This window comes from uncultured Flavobacterium sp. (genome assembly GCF_963925415.1).
Classification (GTDB): domain Bacteria; phylum Bacteroidota; class Bacteroidia; order Flavobacteriales; family Flavobacteriaceae; genus Flavobacterium.
Window position 1 is genome coordinate 1 of the sequence record NZ_CAWUTS010000045.1, and the last position, 19,170, is coordinate 19,170.

16 protein-coding genes are annotated in these 19,170 nt (G+C 29.6%); 13 read left to right on the forward strand and 3 right to left on the reverse strand.

The genetic code is table 11. The features are described from left to right. The 3 genes from AABM47_RS03700 to AABM47_RS03710 form a co-directional block, all read right to left on the reverse strand. On the reverse strand, nucleotides 1–406 hold a 406-nt coding region (locus AABM47_RS03700), incomplete at its 3' end, for an ATP-binding cassette domain-containing protein (protein ID WP_338409580.1). Nucleotides 407–497: 91 nt separating this feature from the next. Beyond that, nucleotides 498–1,805, reverse strand: a complete 1,308-nt coding sequence (locus tag AABM47_RS03705) for an AarF/UbiB family protein (protein ID WP_338409581.1) — start codon at nucleotides 1,803–1,805, stop codon at nucleotides 498–500. A gap of 146 nt (nucleotides 1,806–1,951) precedes the next feature. Beyond that, nucleotides 1,952–2,620, reverse strand: coding sequence for a TetR family transcriptional regulator C-terminal domain-containing protein (locus AABM47_RS03710; protein WP_338409582.1), 669 nt, complete (start codon nucleotides 2,618–2,620; stop codon nucleotides 1,952–1,954). Nucleotides 2,621–2,823: 203 nt separating this feature from the next. On the opposite strand from AABM47_RS03710, the gene htpG reads away from it, so the two are divergent. From htpG to AABM47_RS03775, 13 genes are all read left to right on the forward strand, one after another. Beyond that, nucleotides 2,824–4,713: a molecular chaperone HtpG gene (htpG, locus tag AABM47_RS03715; RefSeq protein WP_338409583.1), complete on the forward strand. Its 1,890-nt coding sequence runs from the start codon at nucleotides 2,824–2,826 to the stop codon at nucleotides 4,711–4,713. Between the two features lie 217 nt (nucleotides 4,714–4,930). Further along, nucleotides 4,931–5,824 carry an ABC transporter ATP-binding protein gene (locus tag AABM47_RS03720; RefSeq protein WP_338409611.1) on the forward strand — a complete coding sequence of 298 codons (894 nt, stop codon included), beginning with the start codon at nucleotides 4,931–4,933 and terminating at the stop codon, nucleotides 5,822–5,824. 33 nt (nucleotides 5,825–5,857) lie between these two features. Beyond that, the gene (locus AABM47_RS03725) at nucleotides 5,858–6,706 is read left to right on the forward strand and encodes an ABC transporter permease (RefSeq protein ID WP_338409584.1); all 849 of its coding nucleotides are present in this window, start codon (nucleotides 5,858–5,860) and stop codon (nucleotides 6,704–6,706) included. 16 nt (nucleotides 6,707–6,722) lie between these two features. Further along, nucleotides 6,723–8,726 (forward strand): choice-of-anchor L domain-containing protein, encoded by a 2,004-nt coding sequence (locus tag AABM47_RS03730; protein WP_338409585.1) that lies wholly within the window; start codon nucleotides 6,723–6,725, stop codon nucleotides 8,724–8,726. Between the two features lie 2 nt (nucleotides 8,727–8,728). After that, nucleotides 8,729–9,100 carry a fluoride efflux transporter CrcB gene (gene crcB, locus AABM47_RS03735; protein ID WP_338409586.1) on the forward strand — a complete coding sequence of 124 codons (372 nt, stop codon included), beginning with the start codon at nucleotides 8,729–8,731 and terminating at the stop codon, nucleotides 9,098–9,100. Nucleotides 9,101–9,108: 8 nt separating this feature from the next. Further along, on the forward strand, nucleotides 9,109–10,119 hold the full coding sequence (locus AABM47_RS03740; protein ID WP_338409587.1) for a bifunctional oligoribonuclease/PAP phosphatase NrnA: 1,011 nt from the start codon (nucleotides 9,109–9,111) through the stop codon (nucleotides 10,117–10,119). A 1-nt stretch (nucleotide 10,120) separates the two neighbouring features. Beyond that, a complete protein-coding gene (gldI, locus tag AABM47_RS03745; RefSeq protein WP_338409588.1) occupies nucleotides 10,121–10,669 on the forward strand; it encodes a gliding motility-associated peptidyl-prolyl isomerase GldI in 549 nt (182 codons plus the stop codon). Between the two features lie 6 nt (nucleotides 10,670–10,675). After that, a complete protein-coding gene (locus AABM47_RS03750) occupies nucleotides 10,676–11,767 on the forward strand; it encodes a peptidylprolyl isomerase (RefSeq protein WP_338409589.1) in 1,092 nt (363 codons plus the stop codon). 12 nt (nucleotides 11,768–11,779) lie between these two features. Beyond that, nucleotides 11,780–12,931, forward strand: a complete 1,152-nt coding sequence (locus AABM47_RS03755; RefSeq protein ID WP_338409590.1) for a peptidylprolyl isomerase — start codon at nucleotides 11,780–11,782, stop codon at nucleotides 12,929–12,931. A 506-nt stretch (nucleotides 12,932–13,437) separates the two neighbouring features. After that, entirely contained in the window at nucleotides 13,438–14,451 is a 1,014-nt protein-coding gene (locus tag AABM47_RS03760; RefSeq protein WP_338409591.1) for a hypothetical protein, read from the forward strand. Between the two features lie 416 nt (nucleotides 14,452–14,867). Beyond that, complete coding sequence (locus tag AABM47_RS03765; protein ID WP_338409592.1) at nucleotides 14,868–17,168, forward strand: TonB-dependent receptor; 2,301 nt, start codon at nucleotides 14,868–14,870, stop codon at nucleotides 17,166–17,168. Nucleotides 17,169–17,566: 398 nt separating this feature from the next. Beyond that, nucleotides 17,567–18,187 (forward strand): histidine kinase, encoded by a 621-nt coding sequence (locus AABM47_RS03770; RefSeq protein WP_338409593.1) that lies wholly within the window; start codon nucleotides 17,567–17,569, stop codon nucleotides 18,185–18,187. Beyond that, the gene (locus AABM47_RS03775; RefSeq protein WP_338409594.1) at nucleotides 18,184–18,861 is read left to right on the forward strand and encodes a LytTR family DNA-binding domain-containing protein; all 678 of its coding nucleotides are present in this window, start codon (nucleotides 18,184–18,186) and stop codon (nucleotides 18,859–18,861) included. The genes AABM47_RS03770 and AABM47_RS03775 overlap by 4 nt, the downstream gene beginning before the upstream one ends. Nucleotides 18,862–19,170: the final 309 nt, after the last annotated feature.

Consider the following 19,170-nt stretch of genomic DNA (forward strand, 5'->3'; position numbering starts at 1 on the left):
CACTTAAAAACTTAGCTTTTACATTTGCAAATTCGGTCATTTCAACAATTTCTAGCAATTCGTGTATACGCTGCTTTTTAATGTCAGAAAAAACATTAGACAAGTGCTTTCCTACGTTTTCAGCAACTGTAATAAAAGGCATCAAATCAAAATCTTGAGCCAAATATTTCATGTAATCCATCCCAGGAATCAAATGATACTTGGGTCCTAAAACTTCATTATCTTTCCAAAAAATTTGCCCTTCATCTAAGTCATATAAACCATAAATTAATTTTAACAGGGTGCTTTTTCCACAACCACTTTCGCCAATTAAAGCCAAATTTTTACCTTCTTTTAAAACAAAAGAAAAATTGGGTATGGTTTTTTGAACGTCATAAGAAAAGGAAATATTTTGTAAGGATAGCATTTTAGTAATTTAAAAAACAAATTTACACTTAAATAAAAAAAGAGCACTACTCTTTTAAATAAATGCTCTTTCAAAAACAAACAAAACTAATTTATATATATTTTGTGTACTGTGTGATTTGAACTCTAGCTTTTAAGTCATGAAGTAAATTATACAAACCAAAAAAAGTTCTGTTTATGTATAAAAAATGCTTTGAACCTCTGTTGCCATTCATCTTACGCAACTGTTCATCTTTTGTAAAATCTTCACCCATAGCTGCAATTGCACCAAAAAATTCGGTATCCGAAAAGTCAAAATGATCCTCATGAAAAGGTTTCGTAAACAAACTTAATAAACGGTGAAATAAAGCTGTAAAATATTCTATTTCTTTGGGCGAATCATCGTTTCTAAGTATTTCTAATTCGAACAGTTTTTCATTAAAAAGTATAGGATTATTGATTATTTGTGGCTGAGCAAGCTGAAAATAAGGTATGTAAAACTCCTCTGGCACTTGTTTAATACAACCAAAATCTATCGCAATTAAATTTTGACCAACATCTACCAAAAAATTACCAGGATGAGGGTCTGCATGCACTTGTTTCAAGTGGTGAATTTGATACATGTAAAAGTCCCATAATGCTTGCCCTAATTTATCTCCAAGTAATCTATCGTTATTATATGCTGTAAATTCAGACAAATGAACTCCATTCATCCAATCCATTGTTATAATTTTTTCTGACGAAAGTGCTTCATAATATTTTGGAAAGCGCAAATTTTTAATTTTTGAACAAGCTTCTGAAATTTCGGTTCCTTGACGCAGTTCAAGCTTATAATCTGTTTCTTCCATCAATTTAAATTCCACTTCCTTAAAATAACGTTCTGAATCTTTACCCTTTATGTTAAACATTTTGATAGCAATTGGTTTAACTAAAGCTAAATCAGAACCTATGCTTTCGGCAACACCTGGGTATTGTATCTTAACAGCCAATTCTATTCCATCTTTTGTAGCTTTATGAACTTGACCAATACTGGCTGCATTGATAGCGTTTTCGGAAAAGGTATCAAAAACATCTTCAGGAAATTTTCCTAAATATTTTTTAAAGGTTTTTCGTACCAATGGTGCTGACAAAGGAGGTACCGAAAATTGTGCTAAAGAAAATTTTTCCACGTACGCACGAGGCATAATATTTTTTTCCATGCTCATCATTTGAGCAACTTTTAAAGCACTTCCTTTTAGGTTTTTTAAACCATCATATATATCTTCTGCATTATTTTCGTTTAATTTATCTTTATTTAGTGAAGGATTTACAATTTTTTCACCATAATAAGCCAAATAATTTCCGCCAACTTTAATACCGGTTTTCATCAATTGGCCTGCACGTTCAATTTTATTTGTAGGAATTCTATCTAATGTTTTCATATCTGTTGGGTGCTATTACAAAGGCCTGAGTTATTTGCTGATTTTTTTTAGTTCAAAAAAAACAAAAAATAATTTTAACGAAGTTCGCAAAAACACCTAGTTAAATTTTATTATGTAAAATAATTTTTAAGGCAAACCATAACGCTTTAATTAAATCGCTCTTTATATATAAATTTACCTAAATCAATAAGGCTTTCTAGCGGAGTAGTATCAAGAACGTCTAAAACAGCTTTGACAGACTTTTCAATCATTATATCTGTTTTTTCAAATCCTTTTGAGGTATCATCTAACCAAAATTTTAATAAAAACATAAACTGAATCCATGCGCCTTCTGCATACAATGGTTTTGTAATGCGTTGAATTTGTTCGTTTTTAAGATCCTCATCTTCATCAATAATTTGATTGATAAAACCTTTAAAAAGGGCTCTTAAACCTTTCAGCTGTTTTAAATTTTTTAACCCGTTTTTATTTTCTTTTAAAGTAAAATAAATATAACTGCGGTTTAGCGTCATTACTTCAAACATAGTAAAATATAAAGACAACAATTTGTTTCTATTGGTATAAGCCTCAAATTTATCATCGGCAGTTAAATTAGCTGCTGTATTTTTATAAATTTTTATCCAAATATCTTCTTTCAAAGCCTCAATAGAACCGTAAGAATTATAAAAATCACTTTCTATAATTTTATTTTCCTTACAAAACAAATAAATACTTTTAGGTTCTGCGTGGTGAGTCAAAACACTATCCATATATAAAGCAACAATTGTATTATCGTTCATTAACTCTTTTTTTACAGTTTCTTTTTTGGTTGCCATAGTTGTGATAATTAATTACACTGTAAAAGTAATTAAAATGTTTAACTTTTTAATAAATATATTAAACAAAATTTTGTTAAATTATCATTTCTTTGTTTCAAATATATTGAAACAAGGCAGTCAATTTGTCAGTCAAAATACAATTGGTATCTTATTTGAATAGAAGAAAAAAAACAATAAAGTTTAACATAAAACAAATACCTATGACAACAGGAAAAATTAATGTTTCTGTAGAAAACATATTCCCCTTAATCAAGAAATTTTTATACAGCGATCACGAAATATTTATGCGTGAATTAATTTCAAATGCTACTGATGCAACCCTAAAATTAAAGCATTTAGCTAGTATTGGCGAATCAAAATCTGAATATGGAAATCCTATTATCGAAGTTAAAATTGATACAGAAGGAAAAAAAATTCACATCATTGATCAAGGATTAGGAATGTCTGCTGAAGAAGTGGAAAAATACATCAACCAAATTGCTTTTTCTGGTGCTGAAGAATTTTTAGAAAAATACAAAGATTCAGCAAAAGATTCAGGTGTAATTGGTCATTTTGGTTTGGGTTTCTACTCGGCTTTTATGGTCGCATCAAAAGTAGAATTAATAACTAAATCTCATACCGATACTCCAGCAGCACATTGGACTTGTGATGGAAGTCCTGAGTTTACTTTAGTAGCTCATGACAAAACAGAAAGAGGAACCGAAATTATTCTTCATATTGCTGATGATTCTTTAGACTTTTTAGAAGAATCGAAAATCAGTGGATTGCTTTCTAAATATAATAAGTTTATGCCTATTCCAATTAAATTTGGAACAAAACAAGAAGCATTGCCTAAACCCGAAGATGCTCCAGAAGATTATAAAACAGAATACATTGATGTAGATAACATAATCAACAACCCTACGCCAGCTTGGACAAAACAGCCTAAAGATTTATCTGACGAAGATTATAAATCATTCTACAGAGAAATGTATCCAATGCAGTTTGAAGAGCCTTTGTTTAACATTCATTTAAATGTAGATTATCCGTTTAATTTGACAGGAATTTTATATTTCCCAAAATTATCTTCTGATTTGCAAATGCAAAAAGACAAAATTCAGTTGTATCAAAACCAAGTTTACGTTACGGATAACGTAGAAGGAATTGTACCCGAATTTTTAACCATGCTAAAAGGTGTTATTGATTCTCCAGATATTCCATTAAACGTATCGCGTTCATATTTACAAGCTGACGGTAATGTGAAAAAGATTTCAAATTATATCACTAAAAAAGTAGCTGATAAATTAAAATCTTTATTCAATGAAAACAGAGCGGATTTTGAGAAAAAATGGAATGATATTAAGATTGTTTTGGAATACGGAATGCTTTCTGAACCAAAATTTTATGAAAAATCGGCTGATTTTGTTTTATACCCTACTGTTGATGACAAGTATTTTACTTTAGGTGAATTAAAAGAAAACCTAAAAGAAACACAAACCGACAAAGACGGTAAATTAGTTATTTTGTATGCTTCAAACAAAGAAGCGCAACATAGTTATACACAAGCAGCTAAAGAAAAAGGCTATGAAGTATTACTTTTAGACAGTCCTATTGTTTCGCATTTAATTCAAAAATTAGAAGCAGATAACGAAAACACAACTTTTGTTCGTGTAGATGGAGATGCAATTGACAAATTGATTCAAAAAGAAGAAACTCAAATTTCTAAATTATCTGATGAAGAAAAAGAAACGTTGAAAACTTCAATAGAAGCTCTAGTACCAAAAGAAAAATATAGCGTTCAATTAGAAAACATGGACAGTACATCAACACCTTTTATGATAACGCAACCCGAATTTATGCGCAGAATGAAAGAAATGAGTCAGTCTGGTGGCGGAGGCGGTATGTTTGGAATGGGTAATTTTCCTGAAATGTATAATTTAGTTGTTAATACCAATTCTGAATTTGCTACTTCATTATTAAGCACAAAAGACGAAACAGTAAAAAGTGCTATGGTAAAACAAGCCTTAGATTTAGCTAAATTGTCTCAAGGTTTATTAAAAGGCGAAGAGCTAACTGATTTTGTAAAACGCAGTTTTGAAACCATAAAATAACCGACAAACTTGCCATTCCAAACTTGTTTCGAAATCTCATCATGATTGCGTAAAAATAGATACTGAGATACATTCAGTATCACAAACAAAACCTGTAAAATTAATCTTACAGGTTTTTTTGCGCCTTTTTTTTAAAAGAAAAAAATACTATTTTATCTTTAATATAGTAACGTATATACTTTTAGGTCGTCTTATAAACAATCTAAAAATCAATATGATGGAAACCATCTTATCTATAAAAAGCCTCAACAAAGTTTTTAATAAAAAAGTTCATGCTGTTAACAATGTTTCCTTTGAAATAAAAAAAGGAAATGTGTATGGCATTTTAGGCCCAAATGGTTCTGGAAAATCTACAACGCTTGGCATTATATTAAATGTAGTAAACAAAACATCGGGATATTTTTCGTGGTTTAATGGAAGTATTGAAACGCATGAGGCCTTAAAAAAAGTAGGGGCTATTATAGAAAGGCCTAATTTTTATCCTTACATGTCAGCTCAAGAAAACTTGGAATTGGTATGCCAAATAAAAGATATTCCCTTTATAAAAGCATTTGAAAAATTAGAATTGGTTGGCCTTTTGGATCGAAAAGATTCTAAATTTAGAACCTTTTCATTAGGAATGAAACAACGTTTAGCCATTGCTTCTGCTCTATTAAACGATCCCGAAATTTTAATTTTAGACGAACCTACAAACGGTCTTGATCCACAAGGAATTCATCAAATTAGAGATATTATTAAGCTCATTGCTTCTCAAGGAACCACTATTTTATTGGCTTCGCATTTATTAGACGAGGTAGAAAAAGTTTGTACACATGTTGTGGTTCTAAGACATGGAAAAATACTATTTGAAGGTTTAGTTGATGAAATGTCAAAAAATGAAGGTTTTTTTGAATTGCAAGCAAATGATACCAAAATGCTACTAACTGCATTAGAAAACCATCCGTCTGTTTCCCATTGTGAGGTATTGGATGGCAAAGTAACGGCTTATTTAAAAGCAGATTTAAAAGCAGATGAACTGAATCAGTATCTTTTTGAAAGCAAAATTATACTGACTCAATTGATTAAAAAGAAACGCAGTCTCGAAGAAGAGTTTTTACAATTAACAAAGTAAAAAAATAAAAAATAAAACCTTATCAATAAAAAAATGAACAGATTATTTAAAATCGAATTTCAAAAACTTTGGAAAAACAGATCAAGCAAGGTTTTAACCCTTACTTATTTTATTTTACTAACGTTAATTTCATTAATCGCAAATGTTGAGTTTAATTTTGGTCCTTTTCATTTAAATTTCATTGAGCAAGGCTTATTTAACTTTCCTTATATATGGCATTTTACGACCTACATAGCCGATTTTTTTAAGCTATTTTTAGCAGTAATTATTGTTTCGATGATGGCAAATGAATACAGCTATGGAACGTTGAAACAAAACCTTATTGACGGCATGAGCAAAAAGGAATTTATTATTTCTAAATTTATAACTGTTGTTTTTTTTGCAGGTATTTCTACCCTTTTTGTATTTGCCGTTTCTTTAATTTTAGGTCTAACTTATTCAACTCATACAGCTTTTTCTGATATATTTGTTGAAATTGAATATCTAATAGCTTATTTCATAAAGCTTACTTGCTTCTTTTCTTTTTGTCTCTTTTTAGGAATTTTAGTAAAACGGTCTGCCTTTGCATTAGGTTTTTTATTTTTTTGGTACCTGTTTGAAGGCATTTCGTTTGGAATTATTAAATATAGTATTTTACATAAAAAAATGGAGGACATTTCTTTTATTGACCATTTTTATAATTTATTACCTTTAAATGCAATGGCAAATTTAATTGTAGAACCCTTTTCAAAATTAGATTTAGCAATAACTATTGGATCACAAATTGGTATTGAAAACACCAAAGATTATGCTGTTCATTTTACAACTATTTTAATTGTTATTGTTTGGATTGTTATTTTTAATTTTGCTTCCTATTACATCGTAAAGAAAAGAGATTTGTAGTATATTTGCTACAGTTATGAAAGGATTAAAAATTTTGTTTTGTTGTATCATTATCATTTCTTTTTGCCCCAAAATTTATGGGCAATATATTGCTATAAACGAAACCTTTTCTGCCCAACAGTTGGTTGAAAATGTTTTAGTAAACAGCCCATGTGCCACAACTTCTAATTGGTCTTTGTATAGTGGTAATTTTGCATCGGGTGAAAAAAGCATTGCTTATTTTGACGTCACAAGCACATTATTTCCTTTTCAAAACGGCATTGTATTAAGCACAGGTAAAGCACAAAACACTATTGGCCCAAACACAACACTATCAGATGACGGTCAAAATATGGGCTGGGCTGGAGATGCAGATTTGGAACAAGCGCTTGGACTCAGTAATTCATTTAATGCTACGGTTTTAGAATTTGATTTTTCTACAGTAGGGAATACCATCAGTTTTGACTTTATATTTTCATCCGAACAATATCTTTCCAATCCTTCCTCAAATCAATGTAACTATACCGATGGTTTTGCCTTTTTACTCAAAGAAGTAAACGCTACTACTTATGACAATTTAGCTCTGGTTCCAAACACTAATATTCCTGTAAAAGTGAATACAGTTAGGGGTTCAGGCACTGTATGCCCTGCTGCTAACGAAGTCTATTTTGATGCCTTTAATGGCACAGAGCATCCAACAAATTTTAACGGACAAACAAAGGCCATGACTGCGAAAGCAGATGTGATTTCGGGGGCTACTTATCACATCAAAATTGTAATTGCAGACGAAGGAAATGCACGATTTGATTCGGCAATATTTTTAAGAGGTGGAAGTTTTAATTTTGGTTTAAATTTAGGCAACGATCGATTAACGACGCTCGGAAACCCTTTATGCTTTAATGAAACCTTGAGCCTCAATGCTACACAATTGGGTACAAATTCTTATCAATGGTTTAAAGACGACCTCATTTTGATTGGAGAAACCAATCCAACCTATACGGTTGTTTCTGAAGGAAATTATACTGTAGAAGTAAACATTAATGGCTCGTGTATTTCAAAAGGCAGTATTGAAGTAGAATATGCTCCAGATTTAAATGTGATACAATCTTTATTTGAAAAATGCGATTCTGATGGAACATCGGATGGTTTTTTTAGTTTTGATTTGAGTAACATACAAAATCAAATTTTTTCAAATTTGCCTGGTAGTTTTGAGCTTGCTTTTTTTGAAACTACAACCAGCACTATTCCATTGGCATCAAATTTTACGAACACCACTGCAAACCAACAAATTGTTTTTGCCAAAATAACAAACATTCAAGGATGCTATGCCGCTTATCCCATTACGCTAAAAGTAAATACATTTTCAATAGGATCAGATGAAGTTATAGGTTTATGCAATAACGATACAACTGATTTATATGCTCCTTTGGGTTACATTTCATACAGTTGGAATACAAATCCCATTCAAAATACCAATCAAATTTCAATAAATACAGCCGGAAATTACACCGTAACAGCTACCAATGCTGATGGCTGCACAGCTGCTAAAACCTTTAGTGTTGAGTCATCAGAATCTGCTACCGTTTCCACAATAATAGTCAACGATTTTAGCGATTTAAATTGGGCTGCAATAGAAGTAACTGGAAATGGTACTTATGTGTATTCGCTTAACGGACTTAGCTTTCAGAGCAGCAATATCTTTGGCAACTTACAAGCCGGAAATTACTCCTATATTATTCGAGATCTTAAGGGTTGTAACGATACTATAGGGACTTTTCAAATAATGTCAGCACCGCGTTTTTTTTCGCCAAATGATGATGGATATAATGATTTATGGCAGATTCCTTTATTGGCTTTGCACCCTAATGCAAAAATTAGTATATTTGATAGATTTGGCCAATTAATTTATAGTTTTAAGGCCAATCAATTGGGTTGGGACGGAAAATTAAACAGCCGTGCATTACCCGCAACTGATTATTGGTATGCAATTACTTTTGAAAATGGAAGAATTGTGCAAGGCCATTTTAGTTTAATACGTTAATTATGATAAAAAATATAATATTTGTTGCCCTTGGAGGTGCTTCAGGAAGTGTATTGAGATATATAATTCATTGGATCATAACTAAAAGGTATTCAACACACTTTCCTTATCAAACTTTATTAGTCAACATCTTAGGGTGTTTGTGTATTGGCTTACTTATGGGTTATTTTTCGAAATATCAAAACGAAAATGAGTCTTTAAAATTACTTTTAGTCACAGGTTTTTGTGGAGGGTTTACAACCTTTTCTGCCTTTGGTCTAGAAAACATCAGGATGATAGAAAATCAAAATTATCAATTGGCATTTGTATACGTAACACTATCCCTACTATTGGGTGTTTCAGCCGTTAGCCTAGGAATATTCATTACAAAATAAAATTAAAAATGTTTAACGCACAAGAATTACAAGATCTTAAAAAGGTACTATCTACACCAAAAAAAATTAGTATTATTCCGCATAGAAATCCAGATGGTGATGCAATGGGCTCTACACTTGCTTTATGTCATTTTTTAAGAACCTTAGACCATCAAGTTGTGGTGGTTGCTCCAAATGAATTTCCTGATTTTTTATCATGGTTACCCGGTGCAAATAAAGTATTGGTTTTTGAACGAGAAAATGATAGAGTTAAAAAAGAAATAGAAAGCAGTAAATTAATTTTTACTTTAGATTTTAATGCCCTTCACCGAACAGGTGATGTAATGGGTGCCTATCTTGCTACTTTAAATATTCCTATGGCAATGATAGATCATCATCAAACGCCCGATGACTATGCCACCTATACTTTTTCTGATGTAGCCTATGGGTCTACATGCGAAATGGTATATGATTTTATAAATGCATTAGGATATAATAAAAGTATAGACAAAGATATTGCAACCTGTATTTATACAGGAATCACTACTGATTCTGGAGGTTTTAGATATCCTAAAACCACAGGTGCAACCCATAGAGCTGTAGCCGATTTAATTGATAAAGGGATTCACAATTCTGAAATTCACAATTTATTATTTGATAATTCTTCTATGAATCGTTTAAAAATATTAGGTTTGGCCTTGCATAATTTAGTTGTACTGCCTGAATACAAAACATCGTATATTACTTTAACACAAGATGAATTAGATAGTGCAAACAATCAAAAAGGAGATACAGAAGGAATAGTAAACTATGGATTATCAATTAAGGGTATAGATTTTGCTGTAATTTTTATTGAAAACAAAGAAGAAGGAATTATTAAAATATCATTTCGCTCACAAGGCGATTTTGATGTAAATCAATTTGCAAGACTTCATTTTCAGGGTGGAGGACACATAAATGCTGCCGGAGGAAAATCAATACTATCACTAGCCGACACCACAAAAAAATTTATTGCTATTTTAGCATCAGAAAAAATATAATATGAAAAAATTGACCGTCTTATTTATACTCAGTTTATTTTTAGGGAGCTGTTCTAAACAACAAGCCCGAAAACCTATTTCACAATCCTCAGGTAGTTTTATAAAAGAATCTATTGAACGAAACAAAATACTAATTGCCAAAGAAGAGCAAGATATAAATCAATTCATTAAAAACGACAGTTTAAATGAGTACATTTCTTCGCCAAAAGGATACTGGTTTTCGTATAAAACTAAAGTAAATGAAGACACAAAAGTACCCCTAAGAGGTGATGTTGCCTATTTTGATTATGAAATTAAAAGTTTAGACGGAAAACTAATTTATTCTAAAGAACAATTAAAACCTCAAATCTATTTTATTGACAAAGAAAACATATTAAATGGTTTGCGCGATGGAATAAAAATAATGAAAAAAGGAGAAGAAATACTCTTTTTATTTCCCTCTCATGTTGCCTACGGTTATCATGGAGACAACGATAAAATAGGAACAAATATTCCCATATTATGCACTGTAACCTTAAATGACATTAAAATAGAAAATTCAAATAATTAAAAAAAAATGAAAAAATTAAATTTAGTTTTAGTAACAATCATTGCTTTATTTACTTCATGTAAAAATAATCCGTATGCCGATTTGGGTGATGGATTATTTGCAAACATTCAAACCTCAAAAGGGGATATTATAGTACAATTAGAATATAAAAAAACACCCATTACAGTTGCTAATTTTGTTTCACTAGCAGAAGGAAAAAATCAATTTGTTGAAGAACAATATAAAAATAAACCTTTTTATGACGGATTAAAGTTTCATAGAGTTATGGCCGATTTTATGATTCAAGGCGGCGATCCACTAGGAACAGGACTAGGCGGACCTGGTTATAAATTTAAAGATGAGTTTGATGCATCGCTAACCCATTCTAAACCCGGGATTCTTTCAATGGCAAATGCTGGACCAAACACAAATGGCTCTCAATTTTTTATTACACATAAAGACACCCCCTGGCTTGATAATATTCACAGCATTTTTGGAAGTGTTTTAAAAGGAATAGAAGTTGTAAACACCACTGCCATAAACGATACTATTGTAAAAATTACAATTATAAGAAATGGTTCTGATGCACAAAAATTTAATGCCGAAAAAATATTTACGGATTATTATAAAGAAGAAGCTAAGGCATTAAAATATTCAGAAGAAAAAGCACAAAAAGTAAAAGGTGAAAAGGCAGCTTTTTTTGCTGAAAAAAGAAATGAAGCATACAAAACAAAATCAGGATTATCTTATATAATTATTGAAAAAGGTACAGATAAAAAACCAAAAAAAGGCAAACAAGTTTATATAAACTATACAGGCTATTTTTACAACGGAGACATGTTTGACACCAGTTATGCAAGTGTTGCTGAACAATATGGCACGTTAGATCAAAAAAGAAAAGAGATGAACAGATACCAACCATTTCCATTTGAATATGGCAAAAAACAAGGCTTAATACCAGGATTCATTGAAGGTTTAGAACAAATGAAGTATGGAGACAAAGCCATTTTGTTTATACCCTATAATTTGGGATATGGTGAAGCAGGTAGCGGACCAATACCTGCTAAAACAGATATCATATTTGAAGTTGAAATGCTTGAAAAAGAACCTCTTAAGTAATAAAAAATAAAAATGAAAAAAATAATTTTATTTTCGGTATTGATCAGTTCATGGATCACATTTGCACAAACGGCTGACGGTTTATATGCTCAAATTAACACCTCAAAAGGAGCAATTTTAGTAAAATTGGAATTTGAAAAAACACCTATAACGGTTGCTAATTTTGTTTCTTTGATAGAAGGCAAAAACAGTCAAGTTGATAAAAAATTTGAAAAGAAACCTTATTATGATGGTTTAAAATTTCATAGAGTTATACCAAATTTTATGATTCAAGGTGGTGATCCTGATGGTACGGGTGCAGGTGGTCCAGGCTATAAATTTGCAGATGAAATAACCGACTTAACACACGATAAACCTGGCATGCTTTCAATGGCAAATGCAGGTGCAGCAACAAACGGAAGTCAATTTTTTATTACGCACAAAGACACCGAATGGTTAAACGGAAAACATACCGTTTTTGGAAACGTAATAGAAGGCATGGATGTAGTTAATACAATTGCACAAAATGATCTGATTAATACGGTAATTATTATTAGAAAAGGAAAAGCTGCTAAAAAATTTAAAGCACATAAAGTATTTAAAGCTTATTTTGAAAAAAAAGAAGCTAACGACAAAGTTTTAGATGCCCATAACAAAGAAGCTAGAGAAAACTTAGGCAAGGTGGTTGCTGAAAAGCTACGTATAAAAACCGAGCAAGAAGCAGCAAATAAAAAAGAATTAGAAGCAAAAACGGCAACACTAAAAGCTGAAAAAGCAAATTATTTAGAACTTCAAAAACAGCTTGGAACCCAAACTGCTTCGGGCTTAATTTATAAAGTCATCAAAGAAGGAAGCGGAAAAATGGCGCAAAAGGGTTCAGAAATAAAGATAAACTACGCCTTATATCTTGCTACTGGAGAATTGCTAGAAACGACATTTGAAGACATAGCCCAACAATTTGGAAAATTTGACCCAGTAAAAAAAGAAAAAAATGCCTACCAACCTTTTCCTTTTGAATATGGAAAAAAATCAGGATTAATACCGGGATTTATTGAAGGACTAGAAAACATAAAATTAGGCGACAGAGCCTTATTATTTATACCCTATCAACTGGGGTATGGAGAAAATAGAAGTGGGCCTATACCCCCAAAAACAGATTTGATTTTTGAAATTGAAATGCTGTAATTTACAACTTTACCCTTATATAAAAAATGAAGCTTCTGTTATTAGAAGCTTCATTTTTTATATAACGAAACCTGTGTTTTTTTAAATTTTATACAATTATTTGTATTCGATAAGCAACAAAATATAAAAATAAATTTTTATATTTGTACATATAAAAGAACATTATTGTATAAGCAATTTATTCTACTAAAAAAATAATCTAAAATCTAGAAAAATCTGATTATACTAAAGACAAAATCATGGCATAAAAAAAACTAAAGTTAACTCGCTATATAAAATTAGTTAATAAGTACTCAATAAAAAATTTAGTCCTAAATTTGAGAAACTACCAAATATTCAAATCAGGTTTTTATATAAAAAATGAAACGTTTCAATCAGCGAAAACACGAAAGTTTAAACTTTTCTACTGTCCTACTCGCTATATATTAAACGGTGCAAATAATAGCTTAACCAGTCATAATAACTTTATTATAGATAAATAATTATTTAGCTAACAAAATAACTACATGAATGCAAAAAAAATTGATATACTTAATATAGCACTTGTAATTATGTCATTGTTTATTGCAATAAAGTTGCCGTTTGAACTTTTTCTATTTTCTTATGCTTTCCTTGGGCCTTTACATTATTTGACAGAAATAAATTGGTTACATAAAAAAAAATATTTTTCAAAAGCAAATAATAAATGGACATTCGTGCTTGTGATTTTATCTGTTTTGATTTCTATTTTTCCGTTAATTAGATTTTTAAATGTTGGGTTTAATGAAACAACACTTAACTTTTTTAAGTCTATTTCACGATATTCAAGCACATTACATCTAACAGGGTTTCTATTTGCTATTAGTCTAATATTCTTGAAGAAAATTAATGAAATGATTATCACGCTAATGCTCATAATTTTAATTTCAATTATATCTGTAAAATATCTTCCAAATATAATAGTCTTAATAGGTATGTTTCTTCCTACGTTAGTTCACGTATATGTATTTACTTTACTTTTTATATTATATGGTGCTCTAAAATCGAAAAGCAAGTATGGGCTGATTCTGAGTTTAATGTTACTTGTTATTCCTGTTTTAATATACTTTATTCCTGTTGACTATATTAATTATAAACTATCCAACAGCACAAAACAAGCTTTTATAGGTAGTAATATGAGAGCTATTATTTTAAAAATTGCAGGATTTTTTAACGAATTACAGCAAGGTAGTTTCAACTTTTTATCAGAGACAGTAATTAGAATTCAAATTTTTATTTCGTTTGCTTACACTTATCATTATTTAAATTGGTTTTCCAAAACATCTATTATAGGATGGAAAGAAGCTATAAATAAAAAGAATGCTTTTTTGATAGTATTTCTATGGATATTATCCTGTAGTTTATATATTTATGATTTTAGGACTGGTTTTGTTGCGTTATTTTTTCTTAGTGTATTGCATGTTTTTTTAGAGTTTCCTCTAAATGTGTTTTCTATGAAAGGTTTATTTTCATTAGTAAAAGAAAGAAACAATAAGCAGTAACGTATTTATATTAGAAATTAAAAATATCACTACTGACCGACTAAAATAATGAAAAATAAATTTGTTTTTATCCAAATTTTACCAGGTTGCTATTTTGGACAACGCAAGCCGTTGTGTGTATCGTATTTACGAAACCTTAAAAAAAAAATCATTTTATCGCATTCTACAAGAGTTGTATCAAAACCTACCTATGCAATCTAAAAAAAGGCGTAAAGCGTTGTAAAATAATTATTTGACAGAAATAAATTTTAATTAAGAAGTTGTTTTTAAAATGTCATCCGTTTAAAAAGTAATACTTTAAGCTAAATTAATTGGAGGCAAAATACGTTCACAGACAAATATTATACGTTCACATATATTATTAAATAGCTTTTATATATAAACATACTTTTGGATTATAATTTAAATACAAAAATATGTTTCGATTAATTTTTACTGCAATAGTTTTACTAACTTTTACTAATGCGTACTCACAATCTATAAAAGGCTTGATAACAGATAAAGAAAATAGTAGTGCCATTGCTTATGCAACGGTAATATTAAAGAACTCAAACGGAGATGTTTTAAAAGTGGCAACAACAAATAATGATGGCAAGTATGTAATAGCATATAAAAAAGGTAATTATAGTATAGAAGTAAGTTTTATAGGATATAAAACTCATAAATCTTCTATTGTAATAAATGAAGATATAAAATTAAATATTATAATGGAAATAGAGGTAGCGTTTCTGGATGAAGTCGTTTTAATACAAGAGCTAACTACAGTTCAACAGTTAATAGATAAAAAAGTAATAAATGTTGGGAAAGACTTATTATCTAGTGGCGGTGATGCGACTACTGTTTTGAGTCAATTACCTGAAATACGAACAGATCAAAATGGTGCTATTAGCCTTAGAGGAAATCAAAACGTAAATGTACTAATTAACGGAAAACCATCTCCTTTAAGCACTTCAGAGCTATTACAGCAAATTTCTGCAGATGACATCTATAAAATTGAGATAATCACATCCCCATCTGCAAAATATCAAGCAAATGGTCTTACAGGAATTATTAATATAATTACGAAAAAGAAAGTGCGAAAAGATCTGCTAATTAATACTAGTACGAGTGTAAATACCATAGGAGGATACAGTGGAAGAGGGAGCTTAACTTACGGAAAATCTAAAACCAATTATAAATTTGGTGCATCGTACAAAAAAAATATTTTTAAAAATAAAAGCAATGAAAACCGTATGGGTATTTTACCTTTTTTTCAACTCGGTGAAAATAAATTTGAAGGAGATATTTACGGATTAAATGGAGGTATTGATTGGTTTCCAAATGATTCTAATGAGTTTTCTTTTGGATTAGATTATACAGATAATGGGCATACAATAATTAATGAGTCTGAAATAATACAAAATACTATTAGAACTAAACAAAATACGTATAGTGAACACTCTCATATAACATTAAATATCATTGGAAATTATAGGCACAATTTTAAAAATAAAAAAAGCTTTTTAGAGTTAGATTTACAATTATCTAACAATACGAACATTCTTGACGGTAATTTTAAGCCTAATTTAGGTGTTTTAGATAATAAAACCGATAATGATGTTTTTATTGCAAGCACAGCAATAGATTATTCAGGTAGTATAAATAAAAAATTGAAAATAGAAGCTGGAGCATTATGGAATCATCAGAATCTTGATAATTATAGAACTTTTTTTGGTTCAAACGGTTTAGTATCAAATCAGATCGAACGTTTTAAAAACACACAATCTACTTTTGCTACTTATACTTTACTTAAATATGATTTAGAAAAATTAAAAGTTCAAGCAGGTATTCGAGCTGAACTATTTAATAGAAAGGCAGAGTTAATGACCAACAACAGAACTGTAAAGAATGATTATACAAACCTATTTCCATCTTTACATTTAAGCTATAATATTTCTGAAAAGCACACACTTGTTTTTGGTTACAACAGAAGAACATCAAGACCAACACTAAGCCAAGTTAACCCTATTGCTTTTCAGATAGACGAATTTTCAATTCATCAAGGAAATCCTGAATTAGAATCTGAATTTTCTAATAATTTTGATGCTTCATACACATTTATAAGAAAAAAATTTAGCATTACTCCTTCGTTGTCATATCGGCTTACTGCCAATGCTATTACAAACAATAGTTTTGTAAATAATGAAGGTGTAAAAGTATTAACACCTACTAATAATGGCAAAACAGATTCGTATGTAATAGGTTTAACAACAAATATAAAACCATTAACATGGTATAATTTTAATTTCAGTTTTAATTGGAACTATCAAGATTTTAGAGAAAATCAAATTGGTTTTATTCGTAATTTTAGTAAAGTTTATGGTTTAAATCTAAAAAATGAGTTTACTGTATCCCCAAAAACAAACGTTGTTTTATCATGGAATTATCGCGGTGCAGAGACCTCGTATTTTTATGACCAAACAAGTACTCAGCCAATTGAAATTGGAATTAGACATAAAATTTTTAAAAAACAAGGAACTATTAACCTGCGCGTGGAAGATATATTTAATAATCAAAAATATGAAGGTATAAATTCAGGAGCAGGTTTTTCTCAAAGCTTCTACTATAAACCTATATCTAGATTAGTATATGTATCTTTTTCATATAAAATCATTGGAGGAAAAGTTAAACAACGTAATAAAAAAGAGAGACAGTATAATGAAGGCATTATAGATTAATTTTGAATATGAAAAAAATAATAACTATAAAATATTTTGAAGTTGGATTACATTTGCTGTTCTGGCTTATATATTTCACGTACCCGATTATTAAATTTGGCGATCATCAGGAATTTACCTTTAAATTTAATGAATCAATTAGAGATATGTTTTTTATTGGTGCATCAGTATATACTACATATTTTTTCTTAAGTAAAAAGTTTCAGGGGTTTTATAATGCCTTTGTTTTATTAATAATACTCCTTTTTTTATTGTACATAAATTGTCATTTATATGTCCAAAATTGCCAATGTTATTTAAAAAGTTGTCTTATTAATAAAGCCGTCGAATACTTAATGGTAAATGCCTTTTTTGTTGCAATATTCACAATTAAAAAGAATATAATTAGTCAAAGTAAATTGGAAAAAATAGAGAAAGAGAGTATTAAAGCCGAACTTAAGGGCCTTAGAGCACAAATTAATCCTCATTTTTTCTTTAATACCTTAAATATGCTGTATTCTAATGCTATTATAAAAGATGCCGTTTTAGCTGATAAAATTTTGAAGCTATCTGATAGTTTACATTACCTAATGCATGAAGGAAATAAAAAACATGTAACTTTGTCCCAAGAAATAGAGTTTATTAATGGATATATTGACTTGAACAAAGCAAGAATGAACGAAAAAATTGCTGTTCAATTTATTAATAAAGTAGATAATGAAAAACAGCTTATACCGCCACTATTATTAATACCATTTATTGAAAATGCATTTAAATATTCAAGCATGATGGAGGGAAAGCAAATACCTCTTATTATAGATTTAAAGCTAAAAGATACTGTTTTTTGTTTATCTGTAGAAAACACGTTTGACAAAGATTATTCAATAAAACAATCAAAAAGTTGGAAAGAAAGCGGTATTGGATTAAGCAACGTAAAAAGAAGATTAGATTTGTTATTTCCTTCTAAACATGAACTAACTATCGATTCAACATCAGAGACTAATAATTTTAAAGTGGTTTTAACAATAGATTTGAAATGAAATGTATAATAATAGAAGATGAAGCACCTGCACAGCAATTATTATTGAAATATATTAACGAAACAGCAGGCATAGAATGCATTGGAGTTTTTGAATCAATTTCAGAATTGCCTTTAAGAGTGCTAAGTGAAATAGATTTTATATTTCTAGACATACAATTACCTGGAGTTAATGGTATAGATTTTCTGAAAAATTTAGAAATTAAAGTTAAAGTTATTATTACTACTGCATATAGAGACTATGCTATAGATGCTTTTGAAGAAGCTGTTGAAGACTATTTAATTAAACCTTTTTCATATCAGCGCTTTTTTAAGGCTGTAATGCGTGTGCAAAAAAATACTTTCAAGAAAATAGAAGAGAAAAATAAAGAACTTTTTGTGTATGCAGATAAAACTTTTTATAAAATTATGAAAAATGATATTTTGTACATCAAATCTGAAGTAGATTATGTGCAAATTATTTGTTTAGGAACTAAACTGCTGGTTCAAGACAGTTTAAATAATTGGGAACAAAAATTAAATAAGGATAACTTTATAAGAATTCACCGATCATACCTTATTAATTTTTCTAAAATTAATAAGGTTGAAGCTAATATGGTTTATATTAATGAAGCACGCCTGCCTGTTGGAAAAACTTATAAAGAAAAATTTTTAGAGCTTATAAAAAATGGATAATTATACATCTACAAGCTTGTTCTCAATCATTAAATAAAACATTTTGAGAAATAAGTTTTTATTTTAATAGAACTCTAAATACAGCTCGTGTATATAAATTTAATCACAGTAAAACCCAACACACTTGTAACAAATTAACCATAATTTGTTTTTTTTACATAGCATTAAGGTTACTCGTTTTCAATGGAAGTGATTAAAAAAAAAATGAAAGTTAGTGCCTTAAATTAATCGAATTAAAAACTAAAAAAAATCTGCTTAAAAATGTTTATACTAAATTATTTTTAAGTTTCCTTCTCAAAAGTCCTCCTG